19 protein-coding genes and 3 pseudogenes are annotated in these 23,576 nt (G+C 55.2%); 14 read left to right on the top strand and 8 right to left on the bottom strand.

Annotated features, from left to right (window positions below; translation table 11 throughout):
• Window positions 1-379: 379 nt before the first annotated feature.
• Window positions 380-1,102 (top strand): helix-turn-helix transcriptional regulator, encoded by a 723-nt coding sequence (locus GM30_RS06060; RefSeq protein WP_049847891.1) that lies wholly within the window; start codon window positions 380-382, stop codon window positions 1,100-1,102.
• On the opposite strand, the gene GM30_RS06065 is transcribed toward GM30_RS06060, so the two are convergent.
• Complete coding sequence (locus GM30_RS06065) at window positions 1,103-1,747, bottom strand: acyl-homoserine-lactone synthase (protein WP_049847892.1); 645 nt, start codon at window positions 1,745-1,747, stop codon at window positions 1,103-1,105. It lies immediately after the preceding gene.
• A 169-nt stretch (window positions 1,748-1,916) separates the two neighbouring features.
• A complete protein-coding gene (locus tag GM30_RS23885; protein ID WP_072092071.1) occupies window positions 1,917-2,171 on the bottom strand; it encodes a YkgJ family cysteine cluster protein in 255 nt (84 codons plus the stop codon).
• Window positions 2,172-2,306: 135 nt separating this feature from the next.
• Between GM30_RS23885 and yeiP the strand changes: the two genes are divergently transcribed.
• Window positions 2,307-2,879, top strand: coding sequence for an elongation factor P-like protein YeiP (gene yeiP / locus GM30_RS06070; RefSeq protein ID WP_049847893.1), 573 nt, complete (start codon window positions 2,307-2,309; stop codon window positions 2,877-2,879).
• A 55-nt stretch (window positions 2,880-2,934) separates the two neighbouring features.
• Here the strand turns inward: yeiP and uxuA are convergent, their stop codons facing one another.
• Entirely contained in the window at window positions 2,935-4,125 is a 1,191-nt protein-coding gene (uxuA, locus tag GM30_RS06075; RefSeq protein WP_049847894.1) for a mannonate dehydratase, read from the bottom strand.
• 206 nt (window positions 4,126-4,331) lie between these two features.
• Here uxuA and GM30_RS06080 point away from each other — a divergent pair.
• From GM30_RS06080 to yejF, 9 genes and pseudogenes are all read left to right on the top strand, one after another.
• Window positions 4,332-5,658 (top strand): annotated as a pseudogene (locus GM30_RS06080) (mannitol dehydrogenase family protein).
• A gap of 118 nt (window positions 5,659-5,776) precedes the next feature.
• Entirely contained in the window at window positions 5,777-6,754 is a 978-nt protein-coding gene (locus GM30_RS06085) for a CobW family GTP-binding protein (protein ID WP_049847895.1), read from the top strand.
• Between the two features lie 43 nt (window positions 6,755-6,797).
• Window positions 6,798-7,511 carry a phosphatase PAP2 family protein gene (locus tag GM30_RS06090; RefSeq protein ID WP_049847896.1) on the top strand — a complete coding sequence of 238 codons (714 nt, stop codon included), beginning with the start codon at window positions 6,798-6,800 and terminating at the stop codon, window positions 7,509-7,511.
• A gap of 418 nt (window positions 7,512-7,929) precedes the next feature.
• A complete protein-coding gene (gene mepS / locus GM30_RS06095) occupies window positions 7,930-8,499 on the top strand; it encodes a bifunctional murein DD-endopeptidase/murein LD-carboxypeptidase (RefSeq protein ID WP_049847897.1) in 570 nt (189 codons plus the stop codon).
• A gap of 164 nt (window positions 8,500-8,663) precedes the next feature.
• The gene (locus tag GM30_RS06100; protein ID WP_049847898.1) at window positions 8,664-10,226 is read left to right on the top strand and encodes a cyclic di-GMP phosphodiesterase; all 1,563 of its coding nucleotides are present in this window, start codon (window positions 8,664-8,666) and stop codon (window positions 10,224-10,226) included.
• Window positions 10,227-10,281: 55 nt separating this feature from the next.
• Window positions 10,282-12,087: an extracellular solute-binding protein gene (locus GM30_RS06105; protein WP_049847899.1), complete on the top strand. Its 1,806-nt coding sequence runs from the start codon at window positions 10,282-10,284 to the stop codon at window positions 12,085-12,087.
• 8 nt (window positions 12,088-12,095) lie between these two features.
• Window positions 12,096-13,184: a microcin C ABC transporter permease YejB gene (locus GM30_RS06110; RefSeq protein WP_049847900.1), complete on the top strand. Its 1,089-nt coding sequence runs from the start codon at window positions 12,096-12,098 to the stop codon at window positions 13,182-13,184.
• Window positions 13,184-14,162: pseudogene (locus GM30_RS06115) on the top strand (microcin C ABC transporter permease). The gene GM30_RS06110 and the pseudogene GM30_RS06115 overlap by 1 nt, the downstream one beginning before the upstream one ends.
• A 1-nt stretch (window position 14,163) precedes the next feature.
• Window positions 14,164-15,753 carry a microcin C ABC transporter ATP-binding protein YejF gene (gene yejF, locus GM30_RS06120; RefSeq protein ID WP_049847901.1) on the top strand — a complete coding sequence of 530 codons (1,590 nt, stop codon included), beginning with the start codon at window positions 14,164-14,166 and terminating at the stop codon, window positions 15,751-15,753.
• Between the two features lie 3 nt (window positions 15,754-15,756).
• Here yejF and GM30_RS06125 read toward each other — a convergent pair whose 3' ends face one another.
• The 3 genes from GM30_RS06125 to rsuA all read right to left on the bottom strand — a co-directional run bounded on the left by GM30_RS06125 (window position 15,757) and on the right by rsuA (window position 18,356).
• Window positions 15,757-16,101 (bottom strand): YejG family protein, encoded by a 345-nt coding sequence (locus tag GM30_RS06125; protein ID WP_049847902.1) that lies wholly within the window; start codon window positions 16,099-16,101, stop codon window positions 15,757-15,759.
• A gap of 335 nt (window positions 16,102-16,436) precedes the next feature.
• Window positions 16,437-17,633, bottom strand: a complete 1,197-nt coding sequence (locus GM30_RS06130; protein WP_049847903.1) for a Bcr/CflA family multidrug efflux MFS transporter — start codon at window positions 17,631-17,633, stop codon at window positions 16,437-16,439.
• 15 nt (window positions 17,634-17,648) lie between these two features.
• A complete protein-coding gene (gene rsuA / locus GM30_RS06135; RefSeq protein WP_049847904.1) occupies window positions 17,649-18,356 on the bottom strand; it encodes a 16S rRNA pseudouridine(516) synthase RsuA in 708 nt (235 codons plus the stop codon).
• Window positions 18,357-18,506: 150 nt separating this feature from the next.
• On the opposite strand from rsuA, the pseudogene radD reads away from it, so the two are divergent.
• A pseudogene (radD, locus tag GM30_RS06140) lies at window positions 18,507-20,251 on the top strand (DNA repair helicase RadD).
• Here radD and GM30_RS06145 read toward each other — a convergent pair.
• Window positions 20,243-21,133, bottom strand: coding sequence for an SDR family oxidoreductase (locus tag GM30_RS06145; protein ID WP_049847905.1), 891 nt, complete (start codon window positions 21,131-21,133; stop codon window positions 20,243-20,245). The pseudogene radD and the gene GM30_RS06145 sit on opposite strands and share 9 nt — an antisense overlap.
• 97 nt (window positions 21,134-21,230) lie before the next feature.
• On the opposite strand from GM30_RS06145, the gene GM30_RS06150 reads away from it, so the two are divergent.
• Window positions 21,231-22,064 (top strand): helix-turn-helix transcriptional regulator, encoded by an 834-nt coding sequence (locus GM30_RS06150; RefSeq protein WP_049847906.1) that lies wholly within the window; start codon window positions 21,231-21,233, stop codon window positions 22,062-22,064.
• A gap of 101 nt (window positions 22,065-22,165) precedes the next feature.
• The gene (rplY, locus tag GM30_RS06155; protein ID WP_049847907.1) at window positions 22,166-22,450 is read left to right on the top strand and encodes a 50S ribosomal protein L25; all 285 of its coding nucleotides are present in this window, start codon (window positions 22,166-22,168) and stop codon (window positions 22,448-22,450) included.
• Between the two features lie 51 nt (window positions 22,451-22,501).
• Here the strand turns inward: rplY and yejK are convergent, their stop codons facing one another.
• Window positions 22,502-23,509, bottom strand: coding sequence for a nucleoid-associated protein YejK (gene yejK / locus GM30_RS06160; RefSeq protein WP_049847908.1), 1,008 nt, complete (start codon window positions 23,507-23,509; stop codon window positions 22,502-22,504).
• Between the last annotated feature and the right edge of the window lie 67 nt (window positions 23,510-23,576).

Consider the following 23,576-nt stretch of genomic DNA (forward strand, 5'->3'; position numbering starts at 1 on the left):
TGACATTTCGTTGAGGGGCGTATCGATAAATAATACTGAACTGTCAGCCACAATAAAAAAGGCACAACCAAATGTGTTGTGCCTGCGAAATTTTGGATAACTATATGAGGAATAATATTCCCTGGTGTCTGGCCACTGGCCTCCCGAACTTTCTGTAAATGCACGTTCGGGTTTTTTATAGTACTAAGTGCTGTGCAGTCTTTACACTGCTGATAGTAATACAAATGTCGGGGGAAAATAATCTGTCTGTAGGTACAGTGTGTTGACTGTACCTCATGACTGTACCCTCACAGGCAAAGGGAAAGGATCGCAGGGAGCATCTTCCCAGGTATGTGTTATATTTATGTCACGCCCGACTCGTACAGACAAGGAGGACAAGATGTTAACGAGAGGTGAGGAAAATGTAGAGTTTGTTATAAGGGAAAAACTCGAAACGGCACTGAATGCGTTAGGGGAATTAACGTGGGCGTATGTCGTTTTATCCAAGAAGAATATGTCATGTATCTTTGGCGTAACAAACTACCCGGACGAATGGGTGACGCAGTACAGAGAGAAAGGACTACAATATACTGATCCGGTGGTGATTACCGCATTAAATAAACTCACTCCGTTCCCGTGGGATGAAACCCTGTTATCACATACCGATTTCAATTTCGGGAAATTATTTAATCAGGCGAGTCAGTTCGGTTTAATTAATGGATATACCTTTCCGTTGCATGATTATAATAATAACCTGGTGACATTATCTTTCATTGTGCCGTCGGTGAAAAGAGCCGAAATAATGCAAACCCTTGCTCAGCATAAAGGCGACATCGCCATATTGCTGGCCTCGGTACATGAGACATACCTGACGTTAATCTCATTATCTGAAAAGAATACGGAAACTACCGATGGCATGAATCAGTTTACCAGCAGGGAAAACGAAATTCTCTACTGGACGAGCGTGGGCAAAACCTATCAGGAAACAGGCATGATCCTGGGAATAAAAGTTCGCACCGTTAAATTTCACATGTCAAACATCGTAAAAAAAATGGGAGTTGCCAATGCCCGGCATGCTGTGCGTCTTGGCGTGGAGCTTCAGCTGATCAAACCGGTTGAATAATTACAAACAGGTATTAACCGGCAAAGGCCAATCATTCAGCCTGTTTTCATCCTCACTATGATACTGCCCGGCAATTCTGTCTTTCAGTGCTTTCTGACTTGCCGGGTCAGCATGACCCAGCAGCAGATAGACAGGTTCATTTTTTTCCGACATGCCGGTTTTCAGCACATCGACGTTCCAGCCTGACTTCCTGATAATTCGCATCATAGGATGGCTTGCCACAGCCAGTACACCATCATAATGATGGCGTTGCGCATAGTTAATTAATGAAAGGAATAAAACCAGCGTCACAGGATACCGCTTCCCCAGCAGCAGGCTGGTTCTTTCTTTATCCACGAAGAAACGTGTGGATTCAAGGAAATTTGCCGAAGGGAGTTCAATATCCTCAAAGAATGCTGAAAAGGTATCGTCCAGCATATTATGGTATTTCATATCGATAATCCTTGTACCACAAATTATCATTCCGTTTATAATTCCGCAAATATAATTCGCAGTTTCATTATCAAAACAATCGAACTCTTTTTCGTCAGTACAACTCACAGCCCATTGCAGGCGATCTTTGAATATGTTCTTCCTTAACATAAAAAACTCTTCTGACTTTTCCTGACTCAGTGATGAGAAATTGGCAATATAAACATTAAACATAATGTCACCTTAATTAATGTATTAAACAATTACATTCGGTAACATCAGTGAAACTTAGCCATCAGCATGCCGGAGCAGGGGAATAATAATTCTTTTTAGCGGAGGGGTGAAAGCAGCTATTAATATTGCGTGTTGAGTCTGGCAGCGTTTAAGCGGAAATATTTTCGCCTCAGGGGGCTGTCTCTTCCTCAAGATTGAGCAGCCAGGTTATCGCCTCATCGCGCGTTGTTGAACACATCTCGAAGGACGGTTGCAGGCTGCCACAGACCTCAGGACGTAATGACGAGCCGAAGATCTGGCACAGGTTGTCGTCCGACAGCTGGACACACCTGACGTTCGCAGGTTTTCCGTCGGGCATACCCGGGATAGGGCTGGAAATTGATGGCGCAATACAACAGGCGCCACAGTCAGGACGGCAATCCATAACGGCATCTCTTAAGAGTCAGGCTGCGCACCTTATCACCTTTTCACAAAACCCGCGAATTCCACTTGCCTGAAAGGCCCGGCACGAGTACTTTGACGCGATATTTTCGACATCTTTTAAGACAGGATTATTGCAATGCCAAGAGCGAACGAAATTAAGAAAGGTATGGTGCTGAATTACAACGGCAAACTGCTGATTGTGAAAGATATTGATATTCAGTCACCGAGCGCCCGTGGCGCCGCGACGCTGTATAAAATGCGCTTCTCCGACGTCCGCACTGGCCTGAAAGTTGAAGAGCGTTTTAAAGGTGACGATATTCTGGATACGGTCACGCTGACCCGTCGTTTCGTTGACTTCTCTTATGTCGATGGCAACGAGTATGTGTTCATGGATAAAGAAGACTATACGCCGTACACCTTTACCAAAGATCAGATTGAAGAAGAGCTGCAGTTTATTCCGGAAGGCGGGATGCCGGATATGCAGGTCCTGACCTGGGATGGCGTCCTGCTGGCGCTGGAACTGCCACAGACCGTCGATCTGGAGATCGTGGAAACGGCACCGGGTATTAAAGGCGCATCCGCTTCCGCACGTAACAAACCCGCGACCCTGACTACCGGTCTGGTGGTTCAGGTGCCGGAATACCTCACCACCGGCGAGAAGATCCGCATCCATATCGAAGAGAAGCGCTATATGGGTCGCGCTGACTAACACATAAAAAAGGACGGTTTTCACCGTCCTTTCTTCATTGCGCCATTGCGCCTGATTACAGCAAATCAGGGTATTTGGTCATTTTCAGCGCCAGCTCAACGCCGCGCACTTCCGCCATCCCTTTCAGTCGGCCAATCGCCGAATATCCCGGGTTCGTTTTCTTTTTCAGATCGTCGAGCATCTGATGCCCGTGGTCCGGGCGGAACGGAATCGGACGCAGATCGCCTGCCCTTTTACGGCGCTGCTCCTCGCGCAGCACCGCATCCACCACCGCCACCATGTTAACGTCGCCGTACAGGTGCGCGCCTTCGTGAAAGGTTTTCGGGTTGTCTTCGCGGCAGGTAGCCCGCAGATGGGTGAAGTGAATACGATCGCCGAAGGTGTCAATCATCTTCACCAGGTCGTTATCAGCGCGCACACCGTAAGAACCGGTGCACATGGTGAAGCCGTTGTTGATGCTGTCGACGGTCTCTTTCAGCCACTGCATATCTTCAATGGTCGAAACAATACGCGGCAGGCCGAGGATCGGGCGCGGCGGATCGTCCGGGTGCACCGCCAGGCGCACGCCCACCTCTTCCGCTACCGGCACAATCGCGCGCAGGAAGCGGGCCATGTTCTCACGTAATGTCTCTTTGCTGATGTGGTCATACTCCGCCAGGCGCGCGCGGAACTGGTCAATGGTGTAACCCTCTTCCGCTCCCGGCAGTCCGGCGATGATATTGCGCGTCAGCTTCTCAACGTCCGCATCGCTCATCGCATGAAAATAGTCCTGCGCCTGACGCTGCTCTTCAGCGCTATAGTCGGCAGCCGCGCCCTCACGCTTCAGGATGTGAAGTTCAAACGCAGCAAAGGCGATCTGATCAAAACGCAGGGCTTTTGAGCCGTCCGGCAACTGATATTCGAGATCGGTGCGGGTCCAGTCGAGGATCGGCATAAAGTTGTAGCACACGGTATCAATGCCGCAGGCCGCCAGGTTACGGATGCTCTGCTGGTAGTTAGCAATCCAGGTATCACACTGCCCGCTGTGGGTTTTGATATCTTCATGTACCGGAATGCTCTCAACCACCGACCAGGTAAGCCCTTTTTCTGCCAGCAGCGCCTGACGCGTCTTGATTTCCTCAACCGGCCAGACATGTCCATTCGGGATATGATGCAGCGCCGTCACGACGCCGGTCGCCCCCGCCTGACGCACATCATCAAGAGATACCGGATCGTTCGGTCCATACCAACGCCAGGTTTGCTCCATGGTCTCACCCTCTCAAGTTGTTATACCAATAATCGAAAGCTTAATGACGACTACCATACAGGCTTGCACGAGATGGTCAAACACCCCGGCAATATTGATTGATCCAGCTCACATTAACCACAGAAACAAGGCACACCAATTTAAATTGTTGTCATATAACTTTACACTAGCGCTTGTTAATTAATCGTTATTCAGGTGTATACAGAATGAAGAACATTGCCACCACCCGACTTCCTGACAGCGTGCAACTGCCCGCGTATGACCGGCAAAAACTGCGATCACGTATTGTGCATTTCGGCTTTGGCGCCTTTCACCGCGCCCATCAGGCGCTGCTGACCGACCGGGTGTTGAATGTTACGGGAGGCGACTGGGGCATTTGCGAGATAAGCCTGTTCAGCGGCGATCGATTAATGACGCAACTGCGTGAACAGGATCATCTTTATACGGTGCTGGAAAAAGGCGCGGCGGGAAATCAGGCTATCGTGGTGGGCGCGGTGCATGAGTGCCTGAACGCGAAGCTGGATTCACTGGCGGCGATTATTGAAAAATTCTGCGAGCCGCAGGTGGNGGCTACCGGTCGGCTCGACGTCACCCAACCGCGCATTATGCACGACCTGGAAAATCCGCACGCGCCCCACTCCGCGCCAGGTATTCTGGTGGAAGCCCTGCATCGCCGTCGCGAACGGGGTCTGTCGCCGTTTACCGTACTCTCCTGCGATAACATTCCGGATAACGGTCACGTCGTGAAGAATGCCGTGCTGGGCATGGCGGAAAGACGTTCCCCGGCGCTGGCGACGTGGATTGCTGAACAGGTCAGCTTCCCGGGCACCATGGTGGATCGCATTGTGCCCGCCGCCACGGACGCTTCGCTGAACGACATCGCCGCCCTGCTCGGCGTGCCCGATCCGTGCGCCATTAGCGGTGAGCCGTTTATTCAGTGGGTGATAGAAGACAATTTTGTTGCCGGTCGCCCGGAATGGGAAGTGGCGGGTGTGCAAATGGTCAGCGATGTGCAGCCGTGGGAGCAGATGAAACTGCGCATGCTGAACGGCAGCCATTCGTTTCTGGCGTATCTTGGCTATCTTGCCGGTTATCAGCACATTAGCGATTGCATGCAGGATGAGGATTTCCGCCAGGCGGCCAAACGCCTGATGCTCACAGAGCAGGCACCGACGCTGCGCATTACCGGCGTTGATCTGCCCGCCTATGCCGACAGCCTGATCGAACGTTTCTCTAACCCTGCGCTGCAGCACCGCACCTGGCAAATAGCGATGGACGGCAGCCAGAAACTGCCCCAGCGCATGCTGGACGGCATTCGCGTGCACCTGGCACGACACAGCGCATGGCNAAATTCGCCATATCGTCACACAGAGCCGCGATGAAGAGCGGGTGACGGCGTTGCTGACGCTGAGTGAAATCTTCGGCAACGACCTGCCCCGCGACGCCCGCTTTGTCGACGCCGTGCAACAGGCGTGGCAGCGCATTGCCGATCACGGCGCGCGGGAAGCGCTTGTCGCGACATTGCATAGTTAGCATTTACTGCGGTTTAGCGGACAAGTTAACCCTTTGTCCGCTTTATAACTTCTCATTTTGATAATTTTTCGCCAGGATAGTCAGCTATCTTATTAGCGTGATCCATTCTGGAGTCGTTGTGACCAAAACTAATCTGATTACCGGCTTCCTCGGTAGCGGAAAAACGACGTCGATTTTGCACCTGCTGGCGCATAAGCCTGCCGATGAAAAGTGGGCCGTGCTGGTCAACGAGTTTGGCGAAGTGGGCATCGATGGCGCGCTGCTGGCGGACAGCGGTGCGTTGCTGAAAGAGATCCCCGGTGGATGCATGTGTTGTGTGAATGGTTTGCCGATGCAGGTGGGGCTGAACACACTGCTGAGACAGGGCAAGCCTGACCGACTGCTGATTGAACCGACCGGGCTGGGCCATCCGAAACAGATCCTCGATATTCTTACCGCGCCGGTCTACGAGCCGTGGATCGATCTGCGCGCCACCCTGTGCGTACTTGATGCACGCCAGCTGCTGGACGACAAGGTGCTCACCAATCAAAACTTCCGCGATCAACTTGCCGCGGCGGATATAGTAATTGCCAATAAAGCCGACCGCGAAACACCGGAAAGCCGCCAGGCACTGGAAAACTGGTGGGCGCAGAATGGCGAAGGCCGTGAACTGCACCACGCCACCCAGGGCGCCATTTCGCCTTCCCTGCTGGATGCCACACGTAAAAATCTGGCGCCGTTGCCGGAAAGCGCCGAGCATTCCCATTCGCACGCCTCTACCAAAGGGCTGGCGGCACTGAGCCTTCCCGAGCACCAGCGCTGGCGTCGCAGCACCAATCACGGTCAGGGGTATCACGCCTGCGGCTGGATTTTTGATGCGGACACCCGCTTCGATACCATTGGTTTGCTGGAGTGGGCGCGGCTCGCACCGGTGACCCGCGTGAAGGGCGTGATGCGTATCCCGGAAGGGCTGGTGCGCATTAATCGCCAGGGTCTGGATCTGCATATTGAAACGCAGAACGTTGCGCCCCCGGACAGCCGCATTGAGCTTATCAATGACGCTGACGTCGACTGGAATCTTTTACAGGCCGCCTTGTTGAAGCTTCGTTTAGATTAACCTCGCTAAGGTTGCCACCATTATTATTGCCAATGATACAACAATGAAAACCCGACTTTCCCTTAACATCCTGCTGACCGTGGCAGGCGTGGCGCTTTTTCTGTCCTGGTATTTGCCGGTCAATCACGGCGTCTGGTCGACGCTGGATTCCGCAATTTTCCACTTTTTTAATCGCGGTCTCGGCGAAAGCCGCGCCTATGTCTGGTTGCTGGCGATCACCAATAACCGCGCTTTTGATGCCTGTTCGCTGCTGGCCATGGGCTGCCTGATGCTGAGTTTCTGGCTGAAGGCCGACGACAGCGGCCGTCGTCGTGTGATGATTATCGGCCTGACCATGCTGCTGGCGGCGGTGGTCATCAACCAGCTGGCACAGCATCTGATGCCGGTGAAGCGCGCCAGCCCGACGCTCTTTTTCACCGATATCTACCGGGTGAGCGATCTGCTGCATATTCCAACGAAAGATGCGTCGAAAGACAGCTTCCCTGGCGACCATGGCATGATGCTGCTCATTTTCGCCGGTTTTATGTGGCGCTATTTCGGCGCGAAAGCGTTCGTTATTTCCCTTGTTATTGTTGTGGTTTTCGCATTCCCTCGCGTAATGATCGGCGCGCACTGGTTTACCGATATTGCGGTGGGTTCAATGACCGCCATTCTGATCGGTTTACCGTGGGTGCTAATGACACCGCTTAGCGATCAGATTATTCATCAGTTTGATAAATATCTTCCGCACATTAAGAAACAAAAATTAAACAACTAAACGAAATTAATTAACATCCAATATCAGGGATCTCAATTGATCCCTGATCGTGACTGATGCTTTTTCATTCAATTCTGTCATCTTACCGTCACATGAAAGTGCCTTAGAAATGAATCAATTGGCTAATTAAGCAGCAAAAATGCCCCTATTTCTCGCTATGCCAATTTGTCACTTTCTGTATCACTTTTTCTTATAAAAAAAGCGCCAAAACCGCTCGCAATGCCACACCCGATCGGGTAACCTCAATCTCGTTTTGCCGTACAGGCGTTAATTATTCGCAATGTGAATAATTTTGTGCGTCAGCCCACAGTTCTGCGGATTTATAATTGTCTGATTGTCTGTCGGTATTTAGTCTCGGTACGTTTGGCATTTTTTATAACGATTTCTTCGTTAAGGACTTCAAGGGAAAATAAACGAAATGGTCAAATCTCAACCGATTTTGAGATATGTTCTGCGGGCGATTCCCGCTGTAGCAGTCGCGATACTGCTTTCTGCATGTAGCTCAACAAATACCGCTAAGAATATGCATCCTGAGACGCGTGTTGTGGGTATGGAAGATCCCTCTTCACTGCAAGCCTCTCAGGATGAATTTGAAACCATGGTGCGTAACCTCGACGTTAAATCACGTCTGATGGATCAATACGCAAGCTGGAAAGGCGTTCGTTACCGTCTGGGTGGCGACACCAAACGCGGCATCGACTGCTCTGCCTTCGTACAGCGCACCTTCCGCGAACAGTTTGGGTTAGAGCTGCCTCGCTCAACCTGGGAACAGCAGGAAACCGGTAAGTCCATTAAGCGCGGCCAGCTGCGCACCGGCGATCTCGTTCTGTTCCGTGCCGGGTCAACCGGTCGTCATGTGGGCATCTACATCGGCAATAATCAGTTCGTCCATGCTTCCACCAGCAGCGGCGTAACGATCTCCAGCATGAATGAGCCATACTGGAATAAGCGCTACAACGAAGCGCGCCGCGTCCTGAGCCGCTCGTAATTTCTTCTGTTGTCGGTTACCCTTGGCCGACGGCAGAACGTAGAAAAACACTGCTGCGGCGGTGTTTTTTTTTGCGCGAATGCGCTGAGCTCCTGTATTTACTGAATCTATACTTAGTGAGCCGTTTGCCCTTCACGACCCACCTTCAGGGAAAAGGTACGTTTATGATTACCCGCTATTTTTCTGTCGGCCGGAAGATTGTGTTATTCAGCTTCCTGGCGGGACTACTGGCTGCAGTGCTGGCCGGAAGTCTTCAGTACACGGTGATCCATCATAAACGTACCGAACAGTTCGATTCGATAATCAAAAACCTGCATAACTACCTGAATACCTACTTTAGCGAGCTGCTGACCACCATCGATTACCTGCAGCCGCTGACCATGAGCCCCTGTAATCAGATTCAACAGGAGCTGACCGCCCGCGCCGCGTTCAGTGTTAACGTCCGCGCCTTTTTACTGGTGATCGACAACCGCGCGGTGTGCTCGTCAGCAACAGGCCCAATGAATGTGCCACTTGACACTCTCTCCACTGATGTCGATGCCGGCAAAGCGTCAGATATGCAACTGCTGCCCGGCACACCGATGATGCCCTCCAGCCCCGCGTTTGCCATCTGGGTGCGCAACCCGCTGATGAAAAATCACGGTGTTTTTGCCTCCGTCAACGCCAACCTGACGCCGTTCCTGCTCTACTCAGCAAAGCAGAATAACTTTTCGGGCATTGCGCTGGTGGTGAACCATCGCGCGCTGACGACCTTCTCCAGCACGCTGGTGGATCCGGATAAACTCAACGTGAAGCCGGTGCGCATTGCGAAAATCGATAACCTGCCGCTGCAGATTTACCTCTACGGCACCATGTGGGGCGTACAGGACACGCAGTACGCGGTGCTGCTGATGATCGTAGTCGGCCTGCTCACCGGCCTGCTGTGCTTTTATATTCTCAGCATCGGCCATCGTCCCGGAAAAGAGATCCTCACCGCCATTAAGCGCAATCAGTTTTATGTGGTTTACCAGCCCGTGGTTGCCGCCAGCGACATGAAAATACGCGGCGTGGAAGTGCTGATGCGCTGGAAGCATCCGACGGCGGGCGAAATTCCCCCGGATGCGTTTATCCATTTTGCCGAAGCGCAAAATCTGATTGTGCCGCTGACGCGGCATCTGTTCGAACTGATCGCCCGCGATGCGGCAGCGCTGCAGAAAATCCTGCCGCCAGGGGCCAAACTTGGCATTAACATCGCACCGGGACACCTGCATACGCCGAGTTTTCAGGATGATATGCGCGCATTCAGCGCGACATTACCGCCGAATTATTTCCAGGTCGTGCTGGAAATTACCGAACGCGACACGCTCCAGCAGCAGGCAGCGATGCGCGTTTTTGAGTGGCTGCATCACGAAGGTTTCGAAATTGCGATTGACGATTTCGGCACCGGGCATAGCGCGCTGATTTATCTCGAACGCTACGCGTTTGACTATCTGAAAATCGATCGCGGGTTTATTAAGGCTATCGGGACGGAAACGGTGACTTCACCCGTGCTCGACGCCGTACTGACGCTGGCGAAACGGATGGATCTGGTCACCGTCGCCGAAGGCGTGGAGACGCAGGAGCAGGCAGAGTGGCTGCGCGATCACGGCGTCAATTTCCTGCAGGGTTACTGGATCAGCCGTCCGATCACCCTGGTCCGCTTTCTTGAGGCCTGGAACGAACCTGCGAAATATTTCACAACCGACTGAGTGTCACTTATTATCAGGGACAAAAGGTTAGCCCGCAAAAGGATGTTACCCGGTGATGATTCTGCGCCTGTGTCTCTTACTGATTGCCCTGTTCAGCCTGCCCGGCCAGGCGCAGACTATCAAAGAAAGCTTTGCGTTTGCCGTGATTGGCGAACCTAAATATGCCGTCAATTTTAGCCACTTTGATTACGTCAACCCGGCCGCGCCCAAAGGCGGTGCGGTGACGTTGTCGGAAATTGGCACCTTTGATAACTTCAACCGTTATGCCCTGCGCGGCAAAGCAGGCGTGCGCACCGAATCGCTGTACGATTCCCTGTTTACCACCTCGGACGATGAGCCAGGCAGCTATTACCCGCTGGTGGCGGAGATGGCCCGCTATGCGGATGATTATTCATGGGCCGAAATCACCCTTAATCCAAAAGCCCGTTTTCATGACGGCTCGCCGATCACCGCGAAAGACGTCGCGTTCACCTTCCAGAAGTTTATGACCGAAGGCGTGCCGCAGTTCCGCTTGTATTACAAAGGCACCACGGTTAAAGCCATCGCGCCGCTCACTGTGCGTATTGAGATGGGTCAGCCGGGCAAAGAGAACCTGCTCAGCCTGTTCACTCTGGCGATTTTCCCGGAATCCTTCTGGCGCAACCATAAGCTCAGCGACCCGCTCGCTATGCCGCCGCTTGCCAGCGGTCCCTATCGCATCACCAGCTGGAAAATGGGTCAGTACATTGTCTATTCCCGGGTGAAGGATTACTGGGGCGCCAACCTGCCGGTCAACCGAGGACGCTGGAACTTCGACACCATTCGCTACGACTATTACCTCGATGATAACGTCGCCTTCGAGGCTTTTAAGGCCGGCGCGTTTGATATGCGCATCGAGGGCAGCGCCAGGAACTGGGCAACCCGCTATATCGGCAAAAACTTTGACAATCACAACATCGTGAAAGATGAGCAGAAGAACACCTCGGCGCAGAATACGCGCTGGCTGGCGTTCAACATCCAGCGCCCGGTATTTGCCGATCGCAACGTGCGGGAAGCAATTACGCTGGCGTTCGATTTCGAGTGGATGAACAAAGCCCTGTTTTATTCGGCCTACAGCCGCGCGAACAGCTATTTCCAGAACACCGAATATGCGGCGCGCAACTACCCCGACGCCGATGAACTGGTCCTGCTGGCGCCTATGAAATCCGATCTGCCGCCAGAAGTGTTCACCAGTATCTACCAGCCGCCGGTATCAGACGGCGGTGGGTTCGACCGCGATAACCTGCTGAAAGCCAGCAAGTTGCTTGACGACGCAGGATGGCCGCTGAAAGGCCAGCAGCGCGTAAATGCGAAAACCGGCAAGCCGCTGCGTTTTGAGCTGTTGCTCGGCTCCGGCGGCAACAACCAGTGGGTGCTTCCCTTCCAGCACAGTCTCAGCCGCCTTGGCGTGACGCTGGAGATTCGTCAGGTGGATAACGCACAGCTCAATAACCGTCTGCGCAGCCGTGATTACGACATGATGCCAGTACTGTGGCCGGCAACGCCATGGCCGGGTTCCGATCTGCAAATCGCCTGGTCATCGCAGTACATCGATTCCACCTACAACGCCCCGGGCGTGCAGAACCCGGTTGTCGATAAACTCATCGCTGACATCATCCGCTGGCAGGGAAACAAAGAGAAACTTCTTCCGCTGGGTCGCGCGCTGGACCGCGTCCTCACATGGAATTACTATCAGTTACCCATGTGGTACATGGCAGAAGATCGCATCGCATACTGGGATAAGCTTTCTCACCCCGCCATGCGCCCCGTTTATTCGCTCGGCTTTGATACCTGGTGGTATGACGTGAACAAAGCCGCGAAGCTGCCCGCAGACAGACGTTAAGGAACCCTATGGGCGCATACCTGATCCGCCGACTATTACTGGTGATCCCGACGCTGTGGGCGATCATCACCATCAACTTTTTTATCGTGCAAATCGCCCCCGGCGGCCCGGTCGATCAGGCCATTGCGGCAATTCAGTCCGGCGACCGTAGCGCCCTGCCCGGCGCGGGCGGCGAAGGGATGGGCGCAACGCATGCGCGCACCGGCGTCGGTAACGTCAGCGATGGTCAGTACCGCGGCGCGCGCGGGCTGGATCCGGAAGTTATCGCTGAAATCACCCATCGCTACGGCTTCGATAAGCCCCTTCATGAACGCTATTTCAACATGCTGAGCGATTACCTGCGCTTTGACTTCGGCAACAGCCTGTTTCGCAGCGCCTCGGTGTTACAGCTGGTAAAAGACAGCCTGCCGGTCTCTATTTCACTCGGCATCTGGAGTACGCTGATTATCTATCTGGTCTCGATTCCACTCGGCATCCGCAAGGCGGTGCAAAACGGCAGCCGGTTCGACATCTGGAGCAGCGCGTTTATCATCATTGGCTACGCGATCCCCGCGTTCGCCATTTTGCTGATCGTCTTTTTCGCCGGTGGCAGCTATTACGATCTCTTCCCGCTGCGCGGGCTGACGTCGGCTAATTTCGATTCCCTGCCGTGGTATAAGCAGATTACCGATTATCTGTGGCACATCACCCTGCCGGTGCTGGCGACGGTGATTGGCGGCTTCGCGGCGCTGACCATGCTGACCAAAAACTCATTCCTTGATGAGATTCGCAAACAGTACGTGGTGACCGCCCGCGCCAAAGGGGTGAGCGAGCATAACATTCTGTGGAAGCACATTTTCCGTAACGCGATGCTGCTGGTGATCGCCGGTTTTCCCGCCACGTTTATCAGCATGTTCTTCACCGGTTCGCTGTTGATTGAGGTGATGTTCTCCCTCAACGGGCTGGGGCTGTTAGGCTACGAAGCCACGCTGTCGCGCGATTATCCGGTGATGTTTGGCACGCTTTATATTTTTACCCTGATTGGTCTGCTGCTGAATATCATCAGCGACATCAGCTACACGCTGGTGGACCCACGCATTGATTTTGAGGGCCGCTGATGCCGCGATTAAGTCCCGTCAACCAGGCCCGCTGGGCACGTTTTCGCCATAACCGTCGCGGTTACTGGTCCCTGTGGCTGTTTCTGATCCTCTTCACCTGCAGCCTGTTTTCAGAGTTACTGGCGAACGACAAGCCGCTGCTGGTGCAGTATCGCGGCAGTTTGTACGTGCCGTTCCTGAAGGACTATACCGAGCAACAGTTTGGCGGCACCTTTTCTACCAGTGCCGACTATCAGGATCCGTGGCTGCAGAAACAGCTGGAAGACAATGGCTGGGTTGTCTGGGCACCCGTGCGTTTTGGCGCTACCAGCATTAACTTCGCCACCGACCGCCCCTTCCCTTCACCGCCCTCGACCACTAACTGGTTGGGCACGGACGCTAACGGCGGCGACGTGCTGGCGCGCATCCTTTATGGCACGCGCATTTCCGTGCTGTTCGGCCTGATGCTGACGCTCTGCTCCAGCGTGATGGGCGTACTGGCGGGGGGGGNTTGAGGTCTGGTCCGGTATGCCGACGCTGTTTTTGATTATCCTGCTGTCGAGCGTGGTGCAGCCTAATTTCTGGTGGCTGCTCGGCATTACCGTGCTGTTTGGCTGGATGGCGCTGGTGGGCGTGGTGCGTGCCGAATTCCTGCGCACACGCAATTTCGACTACATCCGCGCGGCGCAGGCGCTGGGAGTCAACGATCGCGGCATTATCTTTCGCCATATGCTGCCGAATGCGATGGTCGCGACGCTCACCTTCCTGCCGTTTATTTTGTGCAGTTCCATTACCACGCTGACCTCGCTCGATTTCCTTGGCTTCGGGCTGCCGCTGGGCTCGCCGTCGTTGGGCGAGTTGCTGTTACAGGGGAAAAATAACCTGCAGGCCCCGTGGCTCGGCATTACGGCCTTTTTATCGGTAGCAGTGCTGCTGTCGCTGCTGATTTTTATTGGCGAAGCCGTGCGCGATGCCTTCGATCCCAATAAGGCGGTGTAGGATGACGTCTCCGTTACTGACCATTGAAAACCTGTCCATCGCCTTTACCGATCGCGGTGAACGCCGCACGGTGGTGAGCGATCTGTCGTTACAGGTTGCCGCCGGCGAAACGCTGGCACTGGTGGGCGAGTCCGGTTCCGGAAAGAGTGTTTCCGCACTCTCTGTGCTGCGCTTGCTCCCTTCCCCGCCGGTCAGCTACCCGAGCGGCGACATTTTCTTTCACGGCCAGTCATTACTGCATGCCGATGAGCGCACGCTGCGGGGCATTCGCGGCAACCGCATCGCGATGATTTTCCAGGAGCCGATGGTCTCTCTGAACCCGCTGCATACGCTGGAAAAACAGCTGTACGAGGTGCTGTCGCTGCACCGGGGCATGCGCAAAGAGGCCGCGCGGGGGGAAATCCTCGACTGTCTCGAACGCGTCGGCATCCGCAATGCGCCGAAGCGGCTGACGGATTATCCTCACCAGCTTTCCGGCGGCGAGCGCCAGCGCGTGATGATTGCCATGGCGCTGCTGACGCGGCCCGAGCTGCTAATTGCCGACGAACCCACTACTGCGCTGGATGTGTCAGTACAGGCACAAATCCTGCAACTTTTGCGGGAACTGCGCGACGAACTTAACATGGGTCTGCTGTTCATCACTCATAATCTGAGCATCGTGCGCAAGCTGGCCGATAACGTAGCGGTAATGCAGAACGGCCGCTGCGTCGAGCAGAACAGCGCCAGCGCTCTCTTTTCCGCACCGGCGCATCCCTACACCCGCAGGCTTATCGACAGCGAGCCGTCCGGCGATCCTGTCCCGCTCACCGACAATACCGGGCTGCTGCTGCAAATTGATAAACTGAGCGTGGCGTTTCCGGTGCGTAAAGGCGTGCTGCGCCGCGTGGTGGACAACAAGCGTGTGGTGAAAGAGATCAGCTTTTCGCTGCGTCCGGGAGAAACGCTGGGGCTGGTGGGCGAATCAGGTTCCGGTAAAAGCACCACCGGGCTGGCGCTGCTACGGCTGATTGCCTCCGAAGGCTCAATTGTCTTTGACGGACAGGCGTTGCAGGGGCGCAATCGCAAGCAGATGCTGCCGCTGCGTCATCGCATTCAGGTGGTATTTCAGGATCCAAACTCGTCGCTGAACCCGCGGCTTAACGTGCTGCAGATTATCGAAGAGGGATTGCGCGTTCATCAGCCGTCGTTGACGCCTGCGCAGCGCGAACAGGAGGTGATCCGCGTGATGCAGGAGGTGGGGCTGGATCCGGACACCCGTCAACGCTATCCTGCGGCGTTTTCCGGCGGCCAGCGCCAGCGCATTGCCATCGCCCGCGCGCTGATCCTCAAACCCGAGCTGATAGTGCTGGATGAACCGACGTCGTCGCTGGACAGAACCGTGCAGGCACAAATTCTCGCGCTGCTAAAAGCGTTACAGGAGAAGCATCGCCTGGCTTACATCTTCATCAGCCACGATCTGCACGTGGTCCGCTCGCTGTGCCATCAGGTGATTGTCTTGCGTCAGGGGGAAGTTGTGGAGCAGGGAGAGTGTCAGCGCGTCTTTGCCGCACCGCAGCAGGAGTATACCCGTCAACTACTGGCGTTGAGCTGACGGTCAGAAAGGATTGTTACCGGAAAACGGCTCCGCAATGGCCACGCCGAAATTCTTCAGGCGACAGGTCGCGGCATACTCATCCTGACGGTTCACGAACAGGCAGGGTTCGCCTTCGCATTCCAGCACGGAACACGCCACTTCAATATCCGTTAACGCCTGGCTGAGCTTATGCATCACCGGCCAGGCTTTTTCGCCGTCCGGACTCAGCAGTTTGAGGCCAACCAGGCTGTTATCGTTCAGCACGCCGTTTTGCGGAATCGGTTCAACTCTTGAACCTGCAAAACCGGCTAACCAACGATAGCTCTGTGGCAAACGATGTACGATGGAGAGCTGCATGGTATTCACGATTTTTCCCCAGGAAAAAACAAAATTTCACAATAATTTCACATTTATATTAACACATCGTTGACAGGTCGTCCTGCAAGGCGCATGGAAAACGTTTACATCTGCCCCTGGCAAGGTTTAACGATTTATTATCCTGCGCATTACAAAATTGCTACGGATGCATTTCGCGCTATATGTACCCGTTTCTGTGATCTAACACAACCTTTTTGTCTACAACGATGTGACTTTTTACATAAATTGATTTTACATAAAAGAAACATCTATCAGAACAACGAACCGAAACTCCGTTGATATGTGTCAAGAAAGGGGGCCAATTTACCCCCCTGGAGGTAGGATTAGTGAGGGTTTTTCCTGGGGCGACTGGCATACAGGTAGAAAAGCAGCGAGCAACTGGCGCACAGCGCGATGGAAATCAGCATCGGCCATCCGGTGGTAAACGTTGCCAGTGACAGCACCGCGCCGACAATCGCACCGATGCCGAAACGGAAGGTTCCTGCCAGCGATGAGGCGGTACCGGCCATATGCGGAAACTCATCCAGAATGACCGCCATCGCGTTTGACGACACCATCGCCACACAGCCGACAAACACGGCAACGCCCAGCACCAGCGACCAGAATCCCACGCCAAGCAGCGCGCAGACCACCATCCACACCGCCATGGCAAACTGAACCCACAACCCGGCACGGAACATATTCAGCGCCCCAATCCGACGCACGAAGCGGCCGTTAATGATGGTCATAATGAACAGAAAGACCACGTTCAGCGCAAAGTAGTAACCAAAGTGCTGCGGGGAAACATGGTTGAGTTCGATATAGACAAACGGACCGGCGCTCAGGAACGAGAACATTCCGGCGAAACTGAAGCCGCTGGCGAGCATGTAGCTCAGCACGCGTTTATGACGAAACAGCGCTGCGAAGTTGCCTATCGTGGTGCGAATATGAAATTTCTGCCGCCGCTCAACCGGCAGTGTTTCGCGAATAAAAAAGAACACCATAGCCGAGGCCAGCAGCGCGGCAACGGCAAGGATCCAGAAAATCGCATGCCAGCTGAACCACACCAGCACCGCGCCACCGACCATCGGTGCCACCAGCGGCGCAACCGTCGTCACCAGCATGACGAAGGACATCATGCGGGAGAATTCTTCTTTCGGGTAGATATCGCGCATCAGGGCATTAATCACCACGCTTGCCGCCGCCGCGGCGAGACCGTGGAAGAAACGCATCACGATCAGCTGATCGATGGTCTGTGACAGCGCGCAGGCCACCGCCGCCGCCGCGAACACCAGCGTGCCGCCGAGGATCACCGGTTTACGCCCGAGGCTATCCGCCATCGGGCCGTACAGCAACTGGCCCAGCGCAAAACCAAGAATATAGGTGCTGAGGGTCATCTGCGCGCTGCCCGCCGGCACGTTGAACTGCGAGGCAATCACCGGCAACGCGGGCAGATACATATCGATCGACAGCGGCATCAGCATGGCCAGCAGGCCAAGAATAAACACGATACCCAGTGAAGAATTCTGCCTGGATGTCACAAAAAGCTCCTCAGATTAGTGGGAAGGCATGCCGACACTGGCGATTTCTTCTTCGGTAAGCGGGCGATATTCCCCCGGCGCCAGGTGCGGATCGAGCGTAATGCCGCCGATCCGTTCACGATGCAGCGCGACAACGTGGTTGCCAACCGCGGCGAACATCCGCTTCACCTGATGGTAGCGCCCTTCGCTGATGGTTAGACGCACCTCCGTCGGGGTGATCACGTCCAGCTCAGCCGGTTTGGTGAGCGATTTTTCATTGTGAAGCTGAATGCCCTGGGCAAACTGTTCCGCGGTCTCTTCGCTGACCGGTGATTCCAGCGTCACGAGATAGGTTTTTTCGCAATGGTGTTTAGGCGAGGTGATGCGGTGCGACCACTGACCGTCGTCGGTCATCAGCACCAGTCCGGTGGTGTCGATATCCAGACGCCCTGCCGCATGCAGCTTGTGCGCCACCGGCTCGTCGAGAAAATAGAGCACAGTCGGGTGATCCGGATCGTCCGTGGAGCAGACGTAGCCTTCCGGTTTGTTCAGCATGAAATAGCGTGGCCCGTTCTGTTGGGTCAGCGGGTTGCCATCATAATCCACGACGTGCTCAGGAAGCAGTTTAAAAGCGGTGTTTTTAACAATGTCGCCATCCACGGTAACGCGGCTGGCGCGAATTTCACGCCCGGCAATAGCACGGCTGACGCCGAGTTGCTGAGCGATAAACTTATCAAGTCGCATGAAGTTTTTTTAGCCTGTAAGAATGCCGGGGGTCGGGAAAACATCCCGAAAAAGAAGCAATAACTGTGATCAGTATAACGGGCTCCTTTCGTCACTCAAGGAAAAAGATTCGTGGCATACTGTAGCGGTGATAATGACTACAGCAAACTTATGACTTTTACACTTCGCCCTTATCAGCAGGAAGCCGTCGACGCCACCCTCGCCCACTTTCGCCATCACCCTGAACCCGCCGTGATTGTGCTGCCCACCGGCGCCGGGAAAAGTCTGGTGATTGCCGAACTGGCGCGGCTGGCCCGCGGGCGCGTGCTGGTGCTGGCGCACGTCAAAGAACTGGTCGCGCAGAACCACGCCAAATACCGTGCGCTGGGGCTGGAAGCGGACATCTTTGCCGCCGGGCTGAAGCGCAAAGAGAGCCACGGCAAAGTGGTTTTCGGCAGCGTGCAGTCCGTTGCCCGCAATCTGGAAAGCTTTCAGGCTGAGTTTTCACTGCTGATTGTCGATGAGTGCCACCGCATCGGCGATGACGACGAGAGCCAGTATCAGCAAATACTCACACACCTGAAAACGGTCAATCCGCATATTCGGTTGCTGGGGCTGACTGCCACGCCGTTTCGCCTTGGTAAAGGCTGGATCTATCAGTTCCACTACCACGGCATGGTACGCGGTACGGAAAAAGCGCTGTTTCGCGACTGCATTTACGAACTGCCACTGCGCTATATGATTAAGCACGGCTACCTGACCCCGCCGGAACGGCTGGATATGCCGGTGGTGCAGTACGATTTCCGCAAAGCAACGGCCTGTTCAGCGAGGCGGATCTCAATCGCGAGCTGAAAAAACAGCAGCGCATCACGCCGCATATCATCAGCCAGATCGTTGAATTTGCCGAAACGCGCAACGGGGTGATGATTTTTGCCGCCACCGTTGAACATGCGCGGGAAATCACCGGCCTGTTGCCCGCCGACGACGCGCGGCTTATCACCGGCGACACGCCAGGCGCGCAGCGTGACGATTTAATCGAAGCCTTTAAGGCGCAGCAGTTTCGCTTCCTGGTGAACGTTGCGGTGCTGACCACCGGCTTTGATGCACCGCACGTCGATCTGATTGCCATTCTGCGACCGACCGAATCCGTCAGCCTGTATCAGCAGATCGTAGGCCGCGGGCTGCGTCTCGCGCCGGGTAAAACTGACTGTCTGATCCTCGATTACGCCGGGAACCCGCACGATCTCTACACGCCGGAAGTGGGGACGCCGAAGGGAAAAAGTGACAACGTCCCGGTGCAGGTTTTCTGCCCCGACTGCGGCTTTGCCAACACCTTCTGGGGGAAAACCACCGCCGACGGTACGCTGATTGAACACTTCGGTCGCCGCTGTCAGGGCTGGTTTGAAGATGATGATGGTCATCGCGCCCAGTGCGATTACCGTTTCCGCTTTAAAAACTGCCCGCAGTGCAACGCGGAAAATGACATCGCCGCCCGCCGCTGTCGTGAGTGCGACACCGTGCTGGTTGATCCCGACGATATGCTGAAAGCGGCACTGAAACTTAAAGATGCGCTGGTGTTACGCTGCGGCGGCATGGTGTTGCAACAGGGTGCGGACGAAAAAGGGGAATGGCTGAAAGTGACCTATTTTGATGAAGACGGTACCGACGTCAGCGAACGTTTTCGCCTGCAGACGCCTGCACAGCGCACCGCCTTTGAGCAACTGTTTATTCGCCCGCATACCCGCACCCCCGGCGTGCCGCTGCGCTGGATCACCGCCGCGGATATCCTGGCGCAGCAGGCATTGCTGCGCCATCCGGATTTCGTCGTCGCCCGCAAGAAAGGGCAGTTCTGGCAGGTGCGGGAAAAAGTCTTCGATTACGAAGGCCGATTCCGCCGGGCCAACGAATTACGCTGAGTAATCCATCGCGCGTAAGTCGTCTGTCAATGACGGGCCAACAGGCTGCCAGCCCAGGCGTTGCTGTGTCCAGTCTCCCGAGGCGCGTAAATCGAGCGTGGCGAAGGTGGAGAACCAGCCGAAATAGGCCTGCGCGTCGGTCGCCGCCAGCGATACCACCGGAACGCCCAACCCGGCACTCACTACGTCGGCAATCGCACGCGACGTCACCGCCTGCTCGGCAACGGCGTGGTAGCGTTCGCCGCGCGAACCGTTCTCCAGTGCCAGCCGGTAGAGTCGCGCCACGTCGGTCACATGTGCCGCCGACCAGCTGTTCACCCCCTCGCCGATGTACGCCGCGCTGCCCTTTTCCCGGCAGAGCGAAATATAGTACGAAATCAGCCCCTGACGGCGGGTGTCATGCACCTGCGGCAGGCGCAGTACCCGAACATCCACGCCCTGCTCCAGCAGCGCGTTACCTGCCAGTTCCGAGGCAATACGCGGGTTAGGATGCGCAGGGTTAAACACCTGTTCCACCGCCAGCTCGCCATGCCCCGGATCGCCCATCCCGGTGCCCGAGGTGATGATCAGCGGCCGCGAAGAGCCTTTCAGCGCCGTACCAAGCGCGGCGATCACCCGGCTGTCTTTCTGGCAGTTTTCCACAAAGCGGCTGAAGTCATGATCGAACGCGGTATGAATAACGGCGTCGGCCTGCGCCACGCCCGCCAGCAGTGAATCGGGCGCTTCCAGCGATCCGCGATGAACCTCAATTCCCGCGCGGGTCAGTGCGCTGGCGCTGGCGTCGGAACGCGCAAGACCGATGACCTGATGGCCGGCAGCGCGCAGCTCAGGAATAAGATGAGAACCGATAAACCCGGTTGCGCCGGTAAGAAATACTCGCATGAGAGACCTCCTGATAAGTCAGTCATGACATCTTACGCGCGGCGTTATACTATAAAAGTAGTGACTTTATCATGGTATAACGACTAACAGGATAAGCATGTCCGACGATAACATTAATGCCCTCGGTGGTTTTCTGAAGGCCTGCCGCGCACGGCTGGATCCCGTCTCTTTTGGTTTCCGCCCGGAGCGTCGCCGCACGCCAGGCTTGCGACGTGAAGAAGTGGCGCAACTGGCAAACATCAGCCCGACCTGGTACACCTGGCTTGAGCAGGGTCGCGGCGGAACGCCATCGAAAGAGGTATTGAATCGCATCGCCGCGGGTCTGCGACTCACGGCGCCGGAGCGCGATCATGTGTTTATTCTCGCGTTCGGCCATTTACCGGAATCGCATTATCACGGCACCGATGCGATCACCCCTCGCCTGCAACGGGTGCTGGATGCCCTCCCCTCGAGCCCGGCGATCGTGAAGAATATTTTCTGGGATGTGATCGCCTGGAATCCTGCCGCTGCCGTGGTGCTGACCGATTATGCAAAGCTGCCCCGCGACCAGCGCAACATCCTGCGGCGGCTGTTCAGCGACTCGCACACCCGGGCGGCGCAGAAAAACTGGTCCAGCGTGGCGGAAGCGGTGGTCGGCGCGTTTCGTGCAGATGTGGCGCGGGCGGGCGACTCGGCGGAGATGGCGCAGTTGGTCAGTGACCTGCGGCACACCAGCGTTGAGTTTGAGGCACTCTGGCGCCGTAACGACGTGGCAGGCCACGGCGAAGGCATCAAACAACTGCACCACCCGGCGATTGGCGATATCGATCTGGAGTTCTCGACCTTCGCGGTGGAAGGGCGCGCGGATCTTAACCTGATGATTTTTAATCCGGCGAACCGCGACAGCGAATTGCGCATTCAGCAGTGGATGGCTGCGCACCCGCCAGCCTGACGCGGCGGGTTTGATTGCCGNNCGCTTTTGCATTCGCAAAGCAGAATAACGGTCTGCTGCTGGGTCGCCTGTAGCAGAATTGAAATAACAGAGAGATATCAATGTTTACTATTAACGCAGAAGTACGTAAAGAGCAGGGTAAGGGTGCGAGCCGCCGCCTGCGCGCAACTAACAAGTTCCCGGCTATCGTTTACGGTGGCAAAGCTGATCCGGTCGCTATCGAACTGGACCAGGACCTGGTTGGGAACATGCAGACTAAAGCTGAGTTCTACAGCGAAGTGCTGACCCTGGTTATCGATGGCAAAGAAGAAAAAGTAAAAGTTCAGGCTGTTCAGCGTCACCCGTTCAAGCCGAAACTGTCTCACATCGACTTCGTTCGCGCGTAATCGCTGACGAGTTGAGAAAAAACCCCGCGCTGCGGGGTTTTTTTATACCGGTTATTTACCGCCGGAGGTGCGACGCTGAAGCTGATCGCGCAGATTTGGTGGCGTACCCTTAATGGTCAGGGTGTCGGTCGCCGGGTCCCAGAAAATACGTTCGCCGAGTAGCATGGCGTCGAAATTAATCGTCAGACCGCCGCCGCTTCCTGCGTATTTGGTTAGCTGGCGCAGCGTGCTGCGATCCGCCGGGAAACGCTCTTCCAGCTCATAGCCTTTCTCTGCCGTAAACTGCTGGAAACTCATTTCGCTGACACCACCAAGCTCGTTCGACAACGATGCCAGTTCAATCTCTTCCCCCGCCTGTAACTGCTCGTTGCAGTAGGTATACACCTGCTGACGCACGTTCTGACGCTCGGATTTGTCGAGCTGCGCTTCAGCGGTGAAATCATCCACGGCCTGCAGCAGCCCGCGGTTTTGCGCTTTGGCATTCAGCCCTTCGCTGGCACCGAGGAAATCCATAAAGAAGTCGGCCACTTTACGCCCGACACGCCCTTTCAGGAAGGTCAGGTAGCGGGTGGATTCCGGGTTAGTTTCCCATTCGGTCAGATCGATACGGGCGACGATGTCGGCATGGTTGATGTCGAGGTAGTGCGTCGCGCTGATATCCAGCTGTTCGTTAACACGCATGCTGCTCAGATTATTCAGCACGGTAACCAGAAGATATTCCACTGCCAGATAACGGTAGTGGCAAAACAGCACAATACCGCCTTCGGCAAACGGGTATTTCGCCAGCTCATCGCGCAGGCGCCCGGTGGCAGCGCGGCTGAAGGCCAGAAAATCTTCTTCGCCCTGACGGTGCAGACGCAGCGCCTGCGCCAGTTCGCTCTCGTCATTAAACATGCCGTAGGCTTTGTTTTTGGCGCTGTACACGCGGTTGAGCTCGGCCATCATCTCTTCGACGGTCGCCGTGGGCTCCAGCAAGGTATCGCGCAGCACCAGCTCCAGGGTTTGCTCATCGCGCTTGATAAGCTGATGCAAGGCAATCTGGTTGATATCCAGACTCATGTTAAACTCTCCTTTTAGACCGGGCGGTATTCAACCACCCGCGGCGCGACTGCGCAAGCGTAGAAAA

This window comes from Trabulsiella odontotermitis (genome assembly GCF_001188485.1).
In the GTDB taxonomy this organism is placed as follows: domain Bacteria; phylum Pseudomonadota; class Gammaproteobacteria; order Enterobacterales; family Enterobacteriaceae; genus Trabulsiella; species Trabulsiella odontotermitis_A.